This window comes from Novosphingobium sp. B-7, assembly GCF_000410615.1.
GTDB lineage: Bacteria > Pseudomonadota > Alphaproteobacteria > Sphingomonadales > Sphingomonadaceae > Novosphingobium > Novosphingobium capsulatum.
In genome coordinates this window covers 1-15,081 of record NZ_APCQ01000238.1, presented here as the reverse complement: position 1 = coordinate 15,081, position 15,081 = coordinate 1, and the positions used below count along the sequence as shown (strand labels likewise).

The window sequence follows — 15,081 nt, the reverse complement described above, 5'->3', positions numbered from 1 at the left end:
TTTTATCCCGGTGTTGACAACTCCCTCCGACATGTCGAAGTCGCGGTCCGTCAGCTGCACTAGGAAGTATAGGAACGCGATCGCGGTCTTCTCACCCTCGCTGAGGCGCCTCGCCGGCCTGCCTCGTCGCATGACATGGTAGCCGTCCACGCCTGAGTCGAACCGTAGATCGGTCCTGCCCAGGAATTGACAAAGATCCCTCGTCAGGTTCTCTCCGCCCTTGTGCTCGTTCGAGACCTGAGCCTGCTTCGCCGCGATGGAGGCGTTCAGCGCCGCGATGCCGCGCACGTCCGGCAGGCCCTCGCCACCGTTCCGCAGCAGGGCGATCTCGACCGTGGCGGCGACTATCCGCTCGGCCAGCTCATCAGCCTGCCCCTTGATTGAACGCAGGTAATGTGCCTCGATCGCGTCACGCGACGTACTGCGTGCGCTGTCGAAGCCGGCGGTTTTCTCATTATGGCGCTCGATGATCGCGTTTAGGTTCGTGAAGGACTGCGCCAGCCTGGCCGTATCACTGGACGCCGTGGCCTCGTATGATCGGGTGCGGTTGGCCAACTTGCTCGTGAGCGTGGCGTCAACCTCGCCCAGCCGGGCCTTGAGCTCTATGAGCGCGGCGTCGAGTTCTTTGGTTGCTGCGTCGTAGCTGTCACGGAGTTCGGAATAAAGGGCGAGGCGGTCCGGCGCGATGATCCGGTTCAGGCCCTCGATTGCCGCTGACAACCGGTCGCGCTCGCGCTCGATGCGCGCCTTCAGTCGTTGGTCCTCCGCGCTGAAGTGGTCCGCCAAAGCTGCGAGCCGTTCAGCAGGCATCGGTCGCGCGCAGAATTCGCAGGTCTCCGAGGAATGCCGGCCGTGCAGGGATATGCCTTGCTCGACCCAGCTTGCGATGTCGGGCTTCCCCAACAGGCGTTCCAGGACATTCGACTGCGCGGACTCGGCCGCCAGGTCGCACGCGCGCAGCGCAGTGCCTCGCGCTACGGCGATGGCGCTCTCTGGTTCGTCAACGCCGATCCGGACGCTCGGCTCTTGGATTTGGACGATCGACGGCATCATGTCCTGGTGGACGGTGGTGTGGTGGAGGGCGAGTTCTTCGTCGGACAGCTGCTCGCCCCCGGTAAGATTCCGGAACGCGCCCTCCGCGTCAGGCTTGCGGTAGCTGCGCAGGGTCGCCCCGCTCGTCGCCTCGCCGATCGTCTTCGCGATGCCCGAGAACAAGCGCCCACGCTCCGTCTCCAGCTTGGCGACCGATGCGTCCAACTCCGCGATGCGCCGGAGGCGGGCGTCTCGTGTGTCGATCTCTGACTTGATCTCCGCCGCGACCAGCTTGTTCTCCTCACCCAAAATGAGGATGTGACGCAGCGGCCCGTCCAAACCGCCGATGTTCGCCTCGATGAAGTCGCTGTTGAACGCCCGCACCTTGCGCCCATACCGGGTTCCGCGCGCCAACGCGCCCGACTGGGTCTCGATTGTGAACTCTAGGTCAGGGTGATCCGCGTGCTCGCCCTCCTCGAGGCAGGCGAGCAGACGCGAGAGAGTCGTCTTGCCCGAGCCGTTCTCGCCATAGATCAGGTTGTATCGGTTCAGGTCGGGGACCTCAGGGCTGCGCGAATAGTCACCGAAGACCCCGAGGTTCTTGATCCTTCGTATCTGTGTGAGCACCGGCCCGCCTCCCCGAGCTTTGATTAGCATGGCGGATGTCAGACAAACAGAGCGCGATGTCCGATCGTCGACGCGCTTCCACCGACAGCCCGCCTCGCAGCTGGCGCCATGCAGGTTGCGGGGCTCGCGGCTCCTGCTGATCGGTTCCGACAAGAAGTAGGAGAGCAACTTTCAGCTGACCGCAGGCATCGACCTAGACTTGGGCGAGGCCATCGCGCAGGGAAGGTTTCGCGATGGCCCCTAAGCTTACTTAAAAAGAGGGCGTCGATGCTGCTAGTTTAGTTATACCGTGATCAACAGCGCTTCGGGCACAGGATATTTCCAGTCGTTGTACTTGCGCGCGATGATACGCATGAAAGCAGAGATTTCTGGTGAAAAATCGCCGACACGGTGGCTCATAATGATAGGTGAATGGGCGGGTTCTAGTAGCTCTAGGTAACGAACGTCGTCCGGGCGTGCTCGCTTTACGGATTCTGGAATGATGGCGACTCCCTCCTCCGCCGCCACTAAGCCAATCGCAATCTGCAATTCTCTAGCTTCGTGGATGACGCTGGGCGTGAGACCATTGTCATGAAACAGCGACAGAACTTGATCGGCGTAGCTCGGCCGCGGAGCGCTCGGGTAAAGGATTACTTTTTCGCGAGCGAGTGCCGCCAATGAAATGGGACCGCCGTCTATGCCCAGTGTGCTGGCAAGCGGTACCGCTGCGATTAGGGGTTCTCGTCGCAGGACGGTGCGTCGCACGGCAGGATCCTCAAATCGGATGCGCCCAAAGCCAATATCAATACGGCCTTCCTTTAGAGCAGCGATTTGATCAAGGGTCGTACTCTCCACCAGCGTCAACTCTACATCGGGTAGCTCGGAGCGAAACTCACGTATTAGTGCCGGCAGCCGGGCGTAGATCGTGGATGACACGAACCCAATCGTAAAGCGCCGCTTATCGGTCGCGATCGCGGCCTCCATCATCGCACGCATGTCTTCGACACGCCGCAGAATTTGCACGGCCTGATCGTGGAAGAAGTGCCCCATGGGCGTCAGGGAAAGCGGCCTGCTCGTACGATCGATCAATTCTGCACCGATCTCGGCTTCCAATTGCTGGATTGACCGGCTGAGGGGCGGCTGCGCCATGTGCAGCCGCTCTGCCGCCTTATTGAAATTCCGTTCGGCCGCGACGGTCACAAAATAGCGAAACTGACGAAGATCCATCGCTTGAATACCCTGTGAGTATCGTGAGCAAACCACATTGATCTTTGCGCGTCCAGCCCCTCCGACGTACCTATGCTGGGATAACGTAGAGCTGAGGATGTGGAGAGGTCATGGTCACGATCGCAGAGATCGATACCTTCATCGTCGATATTCCGACGATACGTCCGCATGTCCTAGCGATGGCGACGATGCATCACCAGTCGATCGTACTGGTGCGAATGCGCGACTCCGACGGTTTAGAAGGTATCGGTGAAGGCACGACGATCGGCGGCCTCAGCTACGGTGAGGAGAGCCCTGAAGGTATAAAACTCGCCATCGACAGCTGCATCGCTCCTGTGCTCAGGACCTGCGACCCGACTAGAGTCGGCGCCGCCATGGCCAAGGTGACGCAAAGCGTTTTCGGCAACCATATCGCTAAGTGTGCGGTGGAGACGGCGCTTTTAGATTTGGCAGGCAAGCGCCTGGGAGTACCGGTGTCCGAGCTGATCGGTGGGGGACGCGTCCGCGACAGTCTTCCGGTTGCGTGGACGCTGGCGAGCGGTGACACCGCGCGCGACATCGAGGAAGCGGAGCGCGTTCTCGATCTTCGCCGGCATAACATCTTCAAGCTCAAGATCGGCAAGCGATCGGTCCGCGACGACGTCTCGCATGTCGCTGCCATCAAAAAGGCGGTTGGTGACCGCGGCAGCGTCCGTGTCGACGTCAACCAGAACTGGGATGAAGCACAGGCCGATCTCGGTATGCGTCTATTGCAAGATGCCGGTGTCGACCTCGTCGAGCAACCAGTCGCAAGGCATGCGCACGCATCGATGGCGCGGCTGTCGGCTAAGCACATCGTGCCGCTGATGGCGGACGAGGCGCTACATGGTCCCTGTGACGCCTTCGCTATTGCCGCCTGCTCGGGCGCCCGCATCTTCGCGGTGAAGATCGCGCAATCGGGTGGTCTGCTACCCGCACATGCTGTCGCGACGATTGCCCATGCCGGCGGTGTTGGCCTCTACGGCGGGACGATGCTTGAAGGCGGTGTCGGGACAGCGGCGTCGGCCCATCTGTGTGCAACCCTTCCGACGCTCGCATGGGGCACAGAGCTGTTCGGTCCGTTGCTGCTTACCCAGGACATACTGGCAGAACCGCTTCGCTACGCCGACTTCGAGCTCGCGGTCCCGACCGGTCCCGGCCTCGGTGTGGCGCTCGATGAGGACCGCGTGGCTTTCCATCGTCGAGACCGCACCGCACCCACACTCCACGTCGTTGCAGAGAGGGCCTGACGACCATGTTGTTCCAGGTAGAGATGGACGTGAACATACCGATCGGCTTCGACGCCGAAGAAGGCGCCCGCCTCAAAGCTGCCGAAAAGGCGCGGTTCCAGGATCTCCAGCGTGCGGGCACATGGCGGCACATCTGGCGGGTCGTAGGCCAATACGCGAATGTCAGCATCTTCGATGTCGCTTCGAATGCCGAACTGCATGACATTCTAATGAGCCTGCCGCTCTACCCTTTCATGACGATGCGGGTCACTGCCCTGTGCCGCCACCCGTCATCGCTCCACGACGACGACCGCTGAAGCAGCCGCAACTGATAGACCGCCCAAGGCGGCGACCAGATAGAATTCCAGGAGAGACCCCCATGGACGTTTCCTTCGTACAGACCCCCGCAATCCAGGACCTGCTCGACCGCGTTGCCGGTACAGCGTCAACCGACGGCAATCCTCGGGTGAAGGCCATCATGCGCGATCTCGTCGAAGCAACCATGACGATCATCGTCCGTCACGATATCAGTGAGAACGAGGTCTGGAGTGCGGTCAACTATCTGCAATCGGCTGCCGGAGAATTTGGCCTCCTCATGCCCGGTACGGGCATCGAGCATTTCCTCGACCTGTACATGGACGCCAAGGATGCGGAGGCGGGCAAGACCGGCGGCACACCGCGTACGATCGAAGGCCCCCTTTACGTCGAAGGCGCTCCGCTAGTCGAGAACGACGCCAATCTGACGGATGACCCGGATGAGACGACCACCCTCTACATGACAGGTCAGATCACGGGACCTGACGGGGAGGCGGTGAAGAATGCCATACTTCACGTCTGGCACGCGGACTCGCGTGGGTTCTACTCGCACTTCGATCCGACCCACGAACAGACGCCCTTCAATAACCGCCGGCGGATCAAGCTCGGCGACGATGGGCGCTACTCGTTCCATTCCAAGATGCCGAACGGCTATAGCGTCCCGCCGGGTGGTGCGTCAGATCAGCTGATGAAGGTCTTGGGTCGACACGGCAATCGCCCTGCCCACGTTCACTTCTTCATCGAGGCTCCCGGCTACAGGCAGCTGACGACACAAATCAACTTCGGTGACGATCCTTTCGCCGCGGACGACTTCGCCTTCGGCACCCGCGAAGGCCTGCTGCCCGTGCCGAACCGGCAGGGCGACAGCGCTCACATCGCTTTCGATTTCCAGCTGCAGCGCGCTGAGGTGGCAGACGACGAGGCCTTCTCAAACCGCGCCCGGCTCGCCGTCGCCTGACATTCGTCGCAAAGGAGAAGCACCATGACCGACCTTCGCGCAAATATCCGCGAACGCCTCGAAACCGCGGTCGTTGACGATCCCGCCACGGGCGCATTCCGCTGCCGACGCGACGTATTCACCGATCCGGCCCTGTTCGACCTCGAGATGAAGCACATCTTCGAGGGGAACTGGGTCTATCTCGCCCACGAGAGCCAGATACCGGAGAACAACGACTATTTCACGACCTTCATCGGCCGTCAGCCGATCATCATCACGCGCGACAAAACTGGCCAGCTCAACGCGGTCATCAATGCCTGCGCGCACCGGGGCGCGATGCTCTGCCGCAAGAAGCATGGCAACAAGGGCAGCTTCACCTGCCAGTTCCATGGTTGGACGTTCAGCAACGCGGGCAAGCTTCTCAAGGTTAAGGACGGCAAGACGGGAGACTACCCCGAGGCGTTCAACACTGAGGGTTCGCACGATCTGACCAAGGTAGCGCGTTTCGAGAACTACCGCGGTTTCCTGTTTGGCAGCATCAACCCCGACGTGCAGTCGTTGGAGGATTGGCTTGGCTCGACCCGCGTGATCATCGACCAGATGGTCGACCAGGCGCCAGAAGGGCTGGAGGTGCTTCGCGGGAACTCATCCTACGTCTACGACGGCAACTGGAAGCTTCAGATGGAGAATGGCGCGGACGGCTATCACGTCAGCGCAGTCCACTGGAATTACTCGGCAACGACCGGCCGGCGCAAGGAGGAGGCCACCAAGGCAGTCGACCCCGATGGTTGGTCGAAGAGCGTTGGCGGCGTCTACGGCTTCGACAACGGCCACATTCTGTTGTGGACACGGCTCCTCAACCCTGAGGTTCGCCCCGTATACGCACACCGCGAGGAGCTGGCGGAGCGACTGGGCGAGGAGCGTGCCAAGCCGATCGTCGATCAGACGCGCAACCTGTGCCTCTACCCCAATGTGTATCTGATGGACCAGTTCTCGACGCAGATCCGGGTCATCCGTCCGGTGAGCGTGGATAAGACCGAGGTCACGATCTACTGCTTCGCGCCGAAAGGCGAGGCGGACGCCGAAAGGGCGCTTCGCATCCGTCAGTACGAGGACTTCTTCAACGTCAGTGGGATGGGCACGCCTGACGATCTGGAGGAGTTCCGCTCCTGCCAGACCGCCTACGAAGGCGCAGGCGATTTGTGGAATGATCTGAGCCGCGGCGCTACGCACTGGATCGCGGGTCCTGATGAGAACGCCACGGCGATGGGTCTAGAGCCTACGCTCAGCGGCAATCGCAGCGAGGATGAGGGTCTGTTCGTGCGGCAGCACGAATATTGGGCGCAGACGTTGATCGCGGCCCTCGACAAGGACGATGGTGGCGACGGCGGCAGCACTGTCCGGCAGGTCGACCGTTTGCGGGTGGCAGCATGACACTCGCTTATGACCGGGTTGCCGCGTTCCTCTTTCGGGAGGCGCGGCTGCTCGACGATCGGCAGTGGGATGAATGGCTGACCTGCTACGCGCCCAACGCAGTGTTCTGGATGCCGGCTTGGGACGACGACGACAAACTGGTCGAAGACCCTCAGCGTGAGATTTCGCTGATCTACTATCCCAATCGGGATGGGCTGGAAGATCGCGTCTTCCGCATCAAGACCGAGCGATCGGGAGCAAGTATGCCCGAGCCACGTACGAACCATGCCGTCACAAACATTGAGGTGACGAGCGAGACAGACGGTGTGCTTGAGGTACGGTTCAACTGGCATACGCTCAGTCACCGCTACAAGGAGACGCTGAGCTTCTTCGGGACATCCTATTACACCATCGACGCGACTGGTGATCAGCCGGTCATTACCAACAAGAAGGTCGTGCTCAAGAACGACTACATCCGCCAGGTGATCGACATTTATCACATCTGACGCCGGGCTCGAGAGGATCACATGGGCTACCGTATCGCACTCAACTTCGAGGACGGCGCTACGCGCTTCATCGACTGCAACGCAGGCGAGAAGGTGCTCGACGCCGCGTTCCGCCAGAAGATCAACCTGCCGATGGACTGTTCGGACGGCGTATGCGGCACATGCAAGTGCCGCTGCGAGCAGGGCAGCTACGAGCTTGGCGACGAGTACATCGAAGAAGCGCTGACCGAGGACGAGGCGGAAGAAGGCATGGTCCTGACCTGCCAGATGCAGGTCTCGTCCGATTGCGTGATCGCAGTGCCGGTGCCGTCGTCGGCGTGCAAGGTGAAGCCCGCCATACATGGCGGCGAAGTTGCCAGCGTGGAGATGGTCTCCGACAGCACGATCATCCTCACGCTGCGGGTGGACGATCCCGCCGCTCTAGGCTTCCTCCCGGGCCAGTACGTGAACCTGATGGTTCCGGACACTGGGCAACACCGCTCCTATTCGTTCAGCTCCAAACCTGGCGCGGCGGAAGCCAGCTTCCTTATCCGCAACATTCCGGGCGGCCTGATGAGCAGCTGGCTTAGCGAGAAGGCGCAGCCCGGCGCTCGGATGAGCTTTGTCGGACCGCAGGGCAGCTTCTTTCTGCGAAACGTCGATCGCCCGACAATACTCCTCGCCGGTGGCACCGGCCTAGCGCCGATCCTGTCGATGTTGGAGGTCCTTGCTGATCAGGGCACCGAGCAGCCGCTTCACCTGATCTATGGCGTGACCAAAGATGGCGACATGGTCGAGATGGAGCGCATCGACGCTTTGGCCGCCCGCCTGCCGACGCTGACCTCTGCGGTATGCGTCGCCGATCCGGAGAGCGGACATCCCCTCAAGGGTTATGTCACCGAGCATCTTTCGGACGACCACCTCAACGCCGGTGACTGTGACATCTACCTGTGTGGACCGCCGCCCATGGTCGAGGCTGTACGCACCTTTCTGCGGGACAAGGGCGTTGAGCCAAAGCACTTCCACTACGAAAAATTCGCGCCCAGCGAGAGTTCGGTAAAGGCTGCGGCATGATCTTTGCCGACCGGTTCCGTGGCAAGACGATGGTCGTGACGGGCGCGGCGCAGGGCATCGGCCGCGGCGTTGCGCTACGTGCGGCCGCTGAAGGTGCGGCCGTCATGCTTGTCGATCGCGCCGACTTTGTCGCCGATGTCGCACATGAAGCAGGCAGGGCCGCGCGCGCCTTTGTTTGCGATCTCGAGACGAGCGAGGGTGCCGTATCGGCGATGCGCGCGGCCGAAACCGAGTTCGGCCGCGTCGACATCCTCGTCAACAATGTAGGCGGCGCGATCCGTATGCGACCGTTCGCCGAGTTTGAGCCGCAGCAGATAGAGGCCGAAATCCGGCGATCGCTCATGCCAACGCTCTGGAGCTGCCACGCCGTCCTGCCAATCATGCTCCACCAGGGAGTGGGTACGATCGTCAACGTCTCGTCCAACGCGACGCGTGGCATCCGACGGGTACCCTATTCGGCGGCCAAGGGCGGCATCAACGCAATGACCCAAAGCTTGGCGATGGAATACGGTGACCGCGGCATCCGGGTCGTTGCTACGGCGCCGGGCGGAACGCAGGCCCCGCCCCGCATGGTGCCGCGCAATCCCGACGGGGACGACGCACGTGAGCAGGCCTGGATGGCTGAGGCGGTCGAGCAGGTCACGACGTCCACGTTCCTCGGACGGTACGCGACGCTCGATGAGCAGATCGCGCCGATCCTCTTCCTCGCCTCGGACGAGGCATCGTACATCACCGGCTCCATCCTGCCCGTCGCGGGCGGTGACCTGGGCTGATCGGAGCGACATGAAGAACAAGGTCTACGACAATCCGGCGGCGGCCCTCGACGGGCTGCTTTTCGACGGCATGACGATCATGTCGGGCGGCTTCGGCCTGTCCGGCAATCCCGAAAGCCTGATCCCGGAAATTCGCGCAAGCGGGGTGAAGGGGCTGACCGTCATCTCCAACAACGCCGGCGCCGACGGCTTCGGCCTCTGGATGCTGCTGGAGACCCGACAGATCGCGAAGATGATCTCGTCGTACGTGGGCGAAAACAAGCTTTTCGAGCAGCAGTACCTCTCGGGCGAGCTTGACCTTGAACTTACGCCGCAAGGAACCTTGGCTGAGCGCATTCGTGCGGGCGGTGCGGGCATCCCGGCATTCTACACCAAAACGGGCGTCGGCACCGTCGTGGCGGAGGGCAAGCCCGTCGAGAACTTCGACGGAGAGGAGTACGTCCGCGAGACCTGGCTGCGATCCGACCTGTCGATCGTAAAGGCCTGGCGGGCGGACCCGGCGGGCAACCTCATGTTCCGCAAGACCGCGCGCAACTTCAACCCGAACATGGCGACAGCGGGTCGGGTCACTGTGGCGGAGGTCGAGGAGATCGTGGAAGCGGGCAGCTTCGACCCCGATTGCATCCACACGCCCGGCATCTTTGTCGACCGGGTCGTCCTGTCGACCATCAACGAGAAGCGGATCGAGAAGCTGACGGTTCGCGAGAAGGAGGACGCGTGATGGCCGGCGATACGAAGGGCTGGACCCGCGAACAGATGGCGGCGAGGGCCGCTCGCGAGCTGCAAGACGGGTTCTATGTCAATCTCGGCATCGGCATACCGACGCTGGTAGCCAACTACGTTCCTGAAGGTCTTGACGTGACGCTTCAGTCAGAAAACGGAATGCTCGGAATTGGCCCATTTCCTACGCGTGATGCGGTCGATCCTGATCTCATCAACGCCGGCAAGCAGACGATTACAGCGCTGCCCACGTCCAGCTTCTTCTCGTCGGCGGACAGCTTTGCGATGATCCGCGGCGGGCACATCGACATGGCCGTTCTCGGCGCGATGGAGGTCAGCGAGACTGGTGACATCGCGAACTGGACCATCCCGGGCAAGATGGTGAAAGGCATGGGCGGCGCGATGGATCTCGTCGCCGGCGTCAAGCGTGTTGTGGTCGTCATGGATCACGCCAACAAGGCAGGCGTATCTAAGATACTGCCGGCCTGCACCTTGCCGCTCACCGGCAAGGCGTGCGTTGATCTGATCATCACGGACCTGGCCGTTCTCGCATGCGACAAGCCTGGATTACGCCTGATCGAGCTGGCCCCAGGCATCACCGTGGACGAGGTGCGGGCGAAGACTGATGCATCATTCACAGACGAAACCGCGTTAGAGCGCGCTGCCTGATGCCTTTCATCCGATCGCAAGGCGCTGACATCTACTGGAAGGTCGAAGGCGACACCGCTGCTCCGTCGCTGGTGCTGCTGAATTCCATTGGGACCGACATGGACCTGTGGGACGCGGCAATTCCCGCGCTTAGGCATCGGTTCTCGCTTTTGCGCATCGACACCCGTGGTCACGGCGCATCCGATGCCCCGGCAGGAGACTATGAGCTGTCGATGCTCGCAGGCGACGTGGCAGCGGCTATGGATGCAGCTGACGTTGAAGCCGCATTGGTGGCGGGCGTGTCCCTGGGCGGCATGATCGCCATGCAGCTTGCAATGGACGCGCCGGAAAGAGTTACCGGCTTGGCGCTCATATGCACCTCGGCAACGATGGATCGATCCGCCTGGACGGCTCGGGTCGAGAAGGTGCGGGAGGAAGGCGTAGCTGGGATCGCTGACCTTGCCATGTCGCGGTTTCTATCGCCAAGCTTTGTGCAAGCCAGGCCCGAGATCGCCGCCAGCGTACGACGTGGCCTGCTCTGTATGGAGCCGGCAGGCTATGCCGGGTGCGCGGCTGCTATCCGTGACATGGACATCGCTGATCGCTTGCAAACAATCTCCGTTCCAACGCTCGTCGTCTCGGGGGACCGCGATACCTCGACACCGTTCGTCGGTCATGGCGAGCACCTGATCGAACGCATCTCGGGTGCTCAACATGTCATGCTCGATGCTGCTCACCTTGCTCCGGTTGACGCACCAAACGCCCTTGCCGACGCCATTATCGACGCCTTCGTCTGAGGTCCCATGCCTGACGCCTTCATCTGCGACGCCATCCGTACCCCCATCGGCAAGCTCAATGGCGGCCTGTCATCGATCCGCGCCGACGACCTCGCGGCCATCCCCATCCGCGAGCTCGCCGCACGCAACGCAGGCGTAGACTGGGAAACCGTTGACGACACGATCCTTGGTTGTGCCAACCAAGCGGGAGAGGACAATCGCAACGTCGCGCGCATGGCCGTGCTTTTGGCCGGGTTGCCTGAAGCCGTGCCAGGTACAACCGTCAATCGCCTCTGCGGCTCAGGCCTAAACGCTGTCGGCATCGCGGCGCAGGCGATACGCTGCGGGGATGCACAGTTCATAATCGCCGGCGGTGTCGAGAGCATGAGCAGGGCACCGTACGTGCTCGGCAAGGCTAATTCAGCCTTTGACCGCTCTCAGAAGATTGAGGACACGACGCTGGGATGGCGCTTCGTCAATCCCGCGATGCGTCACGCCTATGGCGTCGACTCCATGCCCGAAACCGGCGAGAACGTCGCTGACGTGTGGCGCGTATCACGCGAAGATCAGGACCGCTTCGCCCTCGCCAGCCAGGAGAAGGCCGCAGCAGCTATCGCTAGTGGTCGTGTGGCGGCTGAAATCGTGTCGGTCAGCGTTCCTCAGCGAAAGGGCGATCCGATCGATTTCTCACAGGATGAGCATCCGCGCGCGTCAAGCCTGGGCGCTCTTGCCAAGCTGAAGCCGGTGGTACGCCACGACGGTACGGTGACGGCGGGGAACGCCTCCGGGCTAAATGACGGCGCAGCAGCTATGCTCGTCGCCTCCGAAGACGCCGCATCACGTAACGGGCTTCGTCCTCGCGCACGTGTGCTTGGCATGGCAGCAGCTGGCATCGCGCCAAGGATCATGGGCGTCGGTCCGATCGAGGCGGCGCGCAAGCTGAGCAGGAATACCGGGATTAGCCTTGATCGGCTCGACGTGATCGAGCTGAATGAGGCATTCGCCAGTCAGGCCATCGCTACGTTGCGTGATCTTGGCATCGCGCAGGATGATCCGCGCGTAAATCGGAACGGAGGGGCTATTGCGTACGGCCATCCGCTCGGCATGTCGGGTGCGCGGATTACGATGACGGCCGTTGAGGAGCTGCATCGCACCGGTGGTCGCTACGCCATGGCATTCATGTGCATCGGCGTCGGCCAGGGGATCGCGCTCATGCTGGAGCGTGTCTGAGACGTCACCGATTTTGCAGGGGAGTAGGTCTATGGCAGGCACCGTGGTCAACGACATTGTCGACGAGGCCACGTTCGGCCGCTTCCACTGGACAATCGTCGTCCTCTGCGGCCTGCTCCTCATCGTCGATGGCTACGACGTCTTCATCTATGGCGCGATCCTGCCCCAGCTGATGGAACAGTGGGACCTCACCCCACCCCAGGCGGGCTCGCTCGCAAGCTGGGCGCTGTTCGGCATGATGATCGGCGCGCTAACCTTCGGATCGCTGGGCGACCGGATCGGGCGCAAGCGCTGCATCGCCATCTGCTTCTCCATCTTCAGCGTGTCGACGATCGTCAACGGCTTCGTCGGGAACACAACGGAGTTCGGGGTCATGCGCTTCCTGGCGGGACTAGGATGCGGTGGGCTCATGCCCAACGCCGTGGCGCTGACGAATGAATATGCACCGAAACGCCTGCGAACGACGCTCGTGGCGCTGATGTTCAGTGGCTACGCAGTCGGCGGCATGGTAGCCGCCGGGCTCGGCATCTGGCTGCTGCCGACGTTTGGTTGGCGTGCCATGTTCTTCGCTGCCGCGGTGCCTCTTTGTCTGCTCCCGATCGTGCTCTGGAAGCTACCTGAGTCGCTCGCCGTTCTGATACGTCGGGGGGACGAGGGACGTGCGAGTGCCATTCTGACGAAGATCGCACCCGGCCGCACGGTCCCGGGCGGCCAACTGGTCCTGCGGGACGCTAAAGCGGGCTCATCCTCCATCGCCGCGCTGTTTCACGATGGCCGGGCGGGTGGAACGCTGGCGCTGTGGACATGCTTCTTCTGCTGCCTGCTGATGGTGTACGCGCTCGGCTCCTGGCTGCCGCAGCTGATGCGCACCGCCGGCTACGGGCTCGGCTCGAGCCTGTCGTTTCTTCTTGCCCTCAACTTCGGCGGTATGTTCGGCGCCATCGGCGGCGGGCGGCTTGCCGACCGTTACGGACTGGTGCGCGTTGTGGTCAGTTCCTTCGCGATCGGCGCGACGTGTATCGCGCTGCTCGGCGCGAAGAGCCCGACGGCCGTCCTCTACCTGCTGATATTCGTCGCGGGAGCAGGCACGACGGGCACGCAGATCCTCCTCTACGCGACCGTGGCGGACTTCTACGGCGCTTCTATCAAGACGACGGGGCTCGGCTGGGCCTCGGGAGTCGGTCGGGTCGGAGCGATCGTCGGGCCGCTGCTGGGCGGACTGCTGCTCGCTGCCAAGCTGCCGATGGCGTTGAACTTCGTCGCTTTCGCGGTGCCGGGGCTGATCTCGGTCGCGGCGATGATGCTCTTCGCTCGGCGGTACAGGTCGCACGTTCCGGACGAGCTGCCGGGGGCCGCGCTACCCGCCTGAGGCCGTCAGCCGTCGGTGCCCGCATCAAGGACGTAGGCTCAGCAGAATCGGTCAGGGTAGGCAAGCCCATCGCCTGCCCGTGCGATCAGCGCATACTTCCCGGCTGTCTCACTGCAGGCTCCCTGTTACGAAGAACCGGCGGGCGCTCAAAGGCGGTACTCGATCGATAAATGGCTGGCAGCCTTCGGGACCGTACGGAGCAGGCTCAATGGCAGAATGTGGGAGTACGGACCCCTCATCAGAACATGCCGTTCGGGTTTTCAAAGTGGTCGGGGATAATTTGAAGCACATCCCAATGCTCGACGATACGACCCTCATCATCTAATCGGAAGATGTCGATGCCAGCGTAGTCGTGGTCTCCGGGCCAGTGCTGATGGCAGTGCAGGACCACGGTATTTCCTTCTGCAATAGTCCGCTTGAATTCGACTCTCTTGCCAGGCCACTCTCGTGCCATCCGCTCAAAATAGTCGATAAATGCCTGCTTTCCGGTAGCGACTTGAGGGTTGTGCTGGATATATTCTCCGCCGACATATTGCTTGATTGCCTCAGCAGGTCGGCAGTCGTTGAACATCATCTCGTAAAAGGCGATCACGTTCGCCTTATTTAGCTCCAATGACATCTAACAGCATCCTTCCCTGAGAAAACGATCCTCTTTTGAAATGGTGTCGCGAACGGCCGGTCCGGGATCGGGCGCTAATCCCAAGCCAGCGGACCTCCCGCTAGCATTCCCCTTTCACCATCCCGATCGGAGCAGTCGCCGGGCTTAGCGTACGACTTGAACCATCCTCTCACCGGCGCCCTTCCTAGACCATCAACATACGTCAGCTTCTGTCCCGTGTCGTGATCGCGACCCCCGCGGAGGCGACGATCAGGCCGGCGATCTGCACCGCGCCGAGCGCCTCCCCAAAGAGCATGAACGCCAGCACCGCCACGACGGGCGGCACAAGGTAGAACAGCGAGGCGACGACCGAGACCGCGCTGCGCCCGATCATCATCAGGAGCAAGGTCATCCCGCCGACCGACAGGCCGATTACCGACCAGGTTAGCGCGCTCCACGCCTCCCAGCTGCCATCGAAGCGCATATCCTCGGTCAGGAGCGCGACGGGCGCGATGACGAGGCCCGAGGCGGCGAATTGGATCGCCGCGCCGACGCGTAGGTCAACGCCACCGCCGCTGCGCTTCTGCCAGATGGTGCCGAGCGTGATGGCTGTCCGCCGTCAGCACCAATG

Annotated in this window: 16 protein-coding genes; 12 read left to right on the top strand and 4 right to left on the bottom strand. The window is 62.1% G+C overall.

Features of this window, described 5'->3' with window-relative positions; translation table 11 throughout:
- Together H926_RS0102780 and H926_RS0102775 are read right to left on the bottom strand one after the other, a co-directional pair.
- Positions 1-1,659, bottom strand: a 1,659-nt coding sequence (locus H926_RS0102780; protein WP_028657487.1) for an AAA family ATPase, incomplete at its 3' end; no start/stop codon positions are given.
- A gap of 282 nt (positions 1,660-1,941) precedes the next feature.
- Positions 1,942-2,865 carry a LysR family transcriptional regulator gene (locus H926_RS0102775; protein ID WP_022674945.1) on the bottom strand — a complete coding sequence of 308 codons (924 nt, stop codon included), beginning with the start codon at positions 2,863-2,865 and terminating at the stop codon, positions 1,942-1,944.
- Positions 2,866-2,975: 110 nt separating this feature from the next.
- Between H926_RS0102775 and H926_RS0102770 the strand changes: the two genes are divergently transcribed.
- The 12 genes from H926_RS0102770 (at position 2,976) to H926_RS25305 (ending at position 13,852) form a co-directional block, all read left to right on the top strand.
- Complete coding sequence (locus H926_RS0102770) at positions 2,976-4,133, top strand: muconate/chloromuconate family cycloisomerase (protein ID WP_022674944.1); 1,158 nt, start codon at positions 2,976-2,978, stop codon at positions 4,131-4,133.
- A gap of 5 nt (positions 4,134-4,138) precedes the next feature.
- A complete protein-coding gene (gene catC / locus H926_RS0102765) occupies positions 4,139-4,429 on the top strand; it encodes a muconolactone Delta-isomerase (protein WP_022674943.1) in 291 nt (96 codons plus the stop codon).
- A 62-nt stretch (positions 4,430-4,491) separates the two neighbouring features.
- Complete coding sequence (locus tag H926_RS0102760; RefSeq protein WP_022674942.1) at positions 4,492-5,385, top strand: dioxygenase; 894 nt, start codon at positions 4,492-4,494, stop codon at positions 5,383-5,385.
- A 24-nt stretch (positions 5,386-5,409) separates the two neighbouring features.
- Positions 5,410-6,798: a Rieske 2Fe-2S domain-containing protein gene (locus tag H926_RS0102755; protein WP_022674941.1), complete on the top strand. Its 1,389-nt coding sequence runs from the start codon at positions 5,410-5,412 to the stop codon at positions 6,796-6,798.
- Positions 6,795-7,283: a benzoate 1,2-dioxygenase small subunit gene (gene benB / locus H926_RS0102750; protein ID WP_022674940.1), complete on the top strand. Its 489-nt coding sequence runs from the start codon at positions 6,795-6,797 to the stop codon at positions 7,281-7,283. Before H926_RS0102755 ends, benB begins: the two co-directional genes overlap by 4 nt.
- Before the next feature lie 21 nt (positions 7,284-7,304).
- Positions 7,305-8,336: a benzoate 1,2-dioxygenase electron transfer component BenC gene (benC, locus tag H926_RS0102745; protein ID WP_022674939.1), complete on the top strand. Its 1,032-nt coding sequence runs from the start codon at positions 7,305-7,307 to the stop codon at positions 8,334-8,336.
- Positions 8,333-9,109: a benzoate diol dehydrogenase BenD gene (gene benD / locus H926_RS0102740; protein ID WP_022674938.1), complete on the top strand. Its 777-nt coding sequence runs from the start codon at positions 8,333-8,335 to the stop codon at positions 9,107-9,109. The genes benC and benD overlap by 4 nt, the downstream gene beginning before the upstream one ends.
- Positions 9,110-9,119: 10 nt before the next feature.
- Positions 9,120-9,830, top strand: a complete 711-nt coding sequence (locus tag H926_RS0102735) for a CoA transferase subunit A (RefSeq protein ID WP_022674937.1) — start codon at positions 9,120-9,122, stop codon at positions 9,828-9,830.
- Positions 9,830-10,498 carry a 3-oxoacid CoA-transferase subunit B gene (locus tag H926_RS0102730; protein ID WP_022674936.1) on the top strand — a complete coding sequence of 223 codons (669 nt, stop codon included), beginning with the start codon at positions 9,830-9,832 and terminating at the stop codon, positions 10,496-10,498. The genes H926_RS0102735 and H926_RS0102730 overlap by 1 nt, the downstream gene beginning before the upstream one ends.
- Positions 10,498-11,274 (top strand): 3-oxoadipate enol-lactonase, encoded by a 777-nt coding sequence (gene pcaD / locus H926_RS0102725; RefSeq protein WP_022674935.1) that lies wholly within the window; start codon positions 10,498-10,500, stop codon positions 11,272-11,274. The genes H926_RS0102730 and pcaD overlap by 1 nt, the downstream gene beginning before the upstream one ends.
- Positions 11,275-11,280: 6 nt before the next feature.
- Positions 11,281-12,483, top strand: coding sequence for a 3-oxoadipyl-CoA thiolase (pcaF, locus tag H926_RS0102720; protein WP_022674934.1), 1,203 nt, complete (start codon positions 11,281-11,283; stop codon positions 12,481-12,483).
- A 31-nt stretch (positions 12,484-12,514) separates the two neighbouring features.
- Positions 12,515-13,852, top strand: a complete 1,338-nt coding sequence (locus H926_RS25305) for an MFS transporter (RefSeq protein WP_022674933.1) — start codon at positions 12,515-12,517, stop codon at positions 13,850-13,852.
- Positions 13,853-14,090: 238 nt separating this feature from the next.
- On the opposite strand, the gene H926_RS0102710 is transcribed toward H926_RS25305, so the two are convergent.
- Both H926_RS0102710 and H926_RS25300 read right to left on the bottom strand, forming a co-directional pair.
- A complete protein-coding gene (locus tag H926_RS0102710; protein ID WP_022674932.1) occupies positions 14,091-14,471 on the bottom strand; it encodes a nuclear transport factor 2 family protein in 381 nt (126 codons plus the stop codon).
- Positions 14,472-14,673: 202 nt separating this feature from the next.
- Complete coding sequence (locus H926_RS25300; RefSeq protein WP_256380235.1) at positions 14,674-15,042, bottom strand: DMT family transporter; 369 nt, start codon at positions 15,040-15,042, stop codon at positions 14,674-14,676.
- Positions 15,043-15,081: the final 39 nt, after the last annotated feature.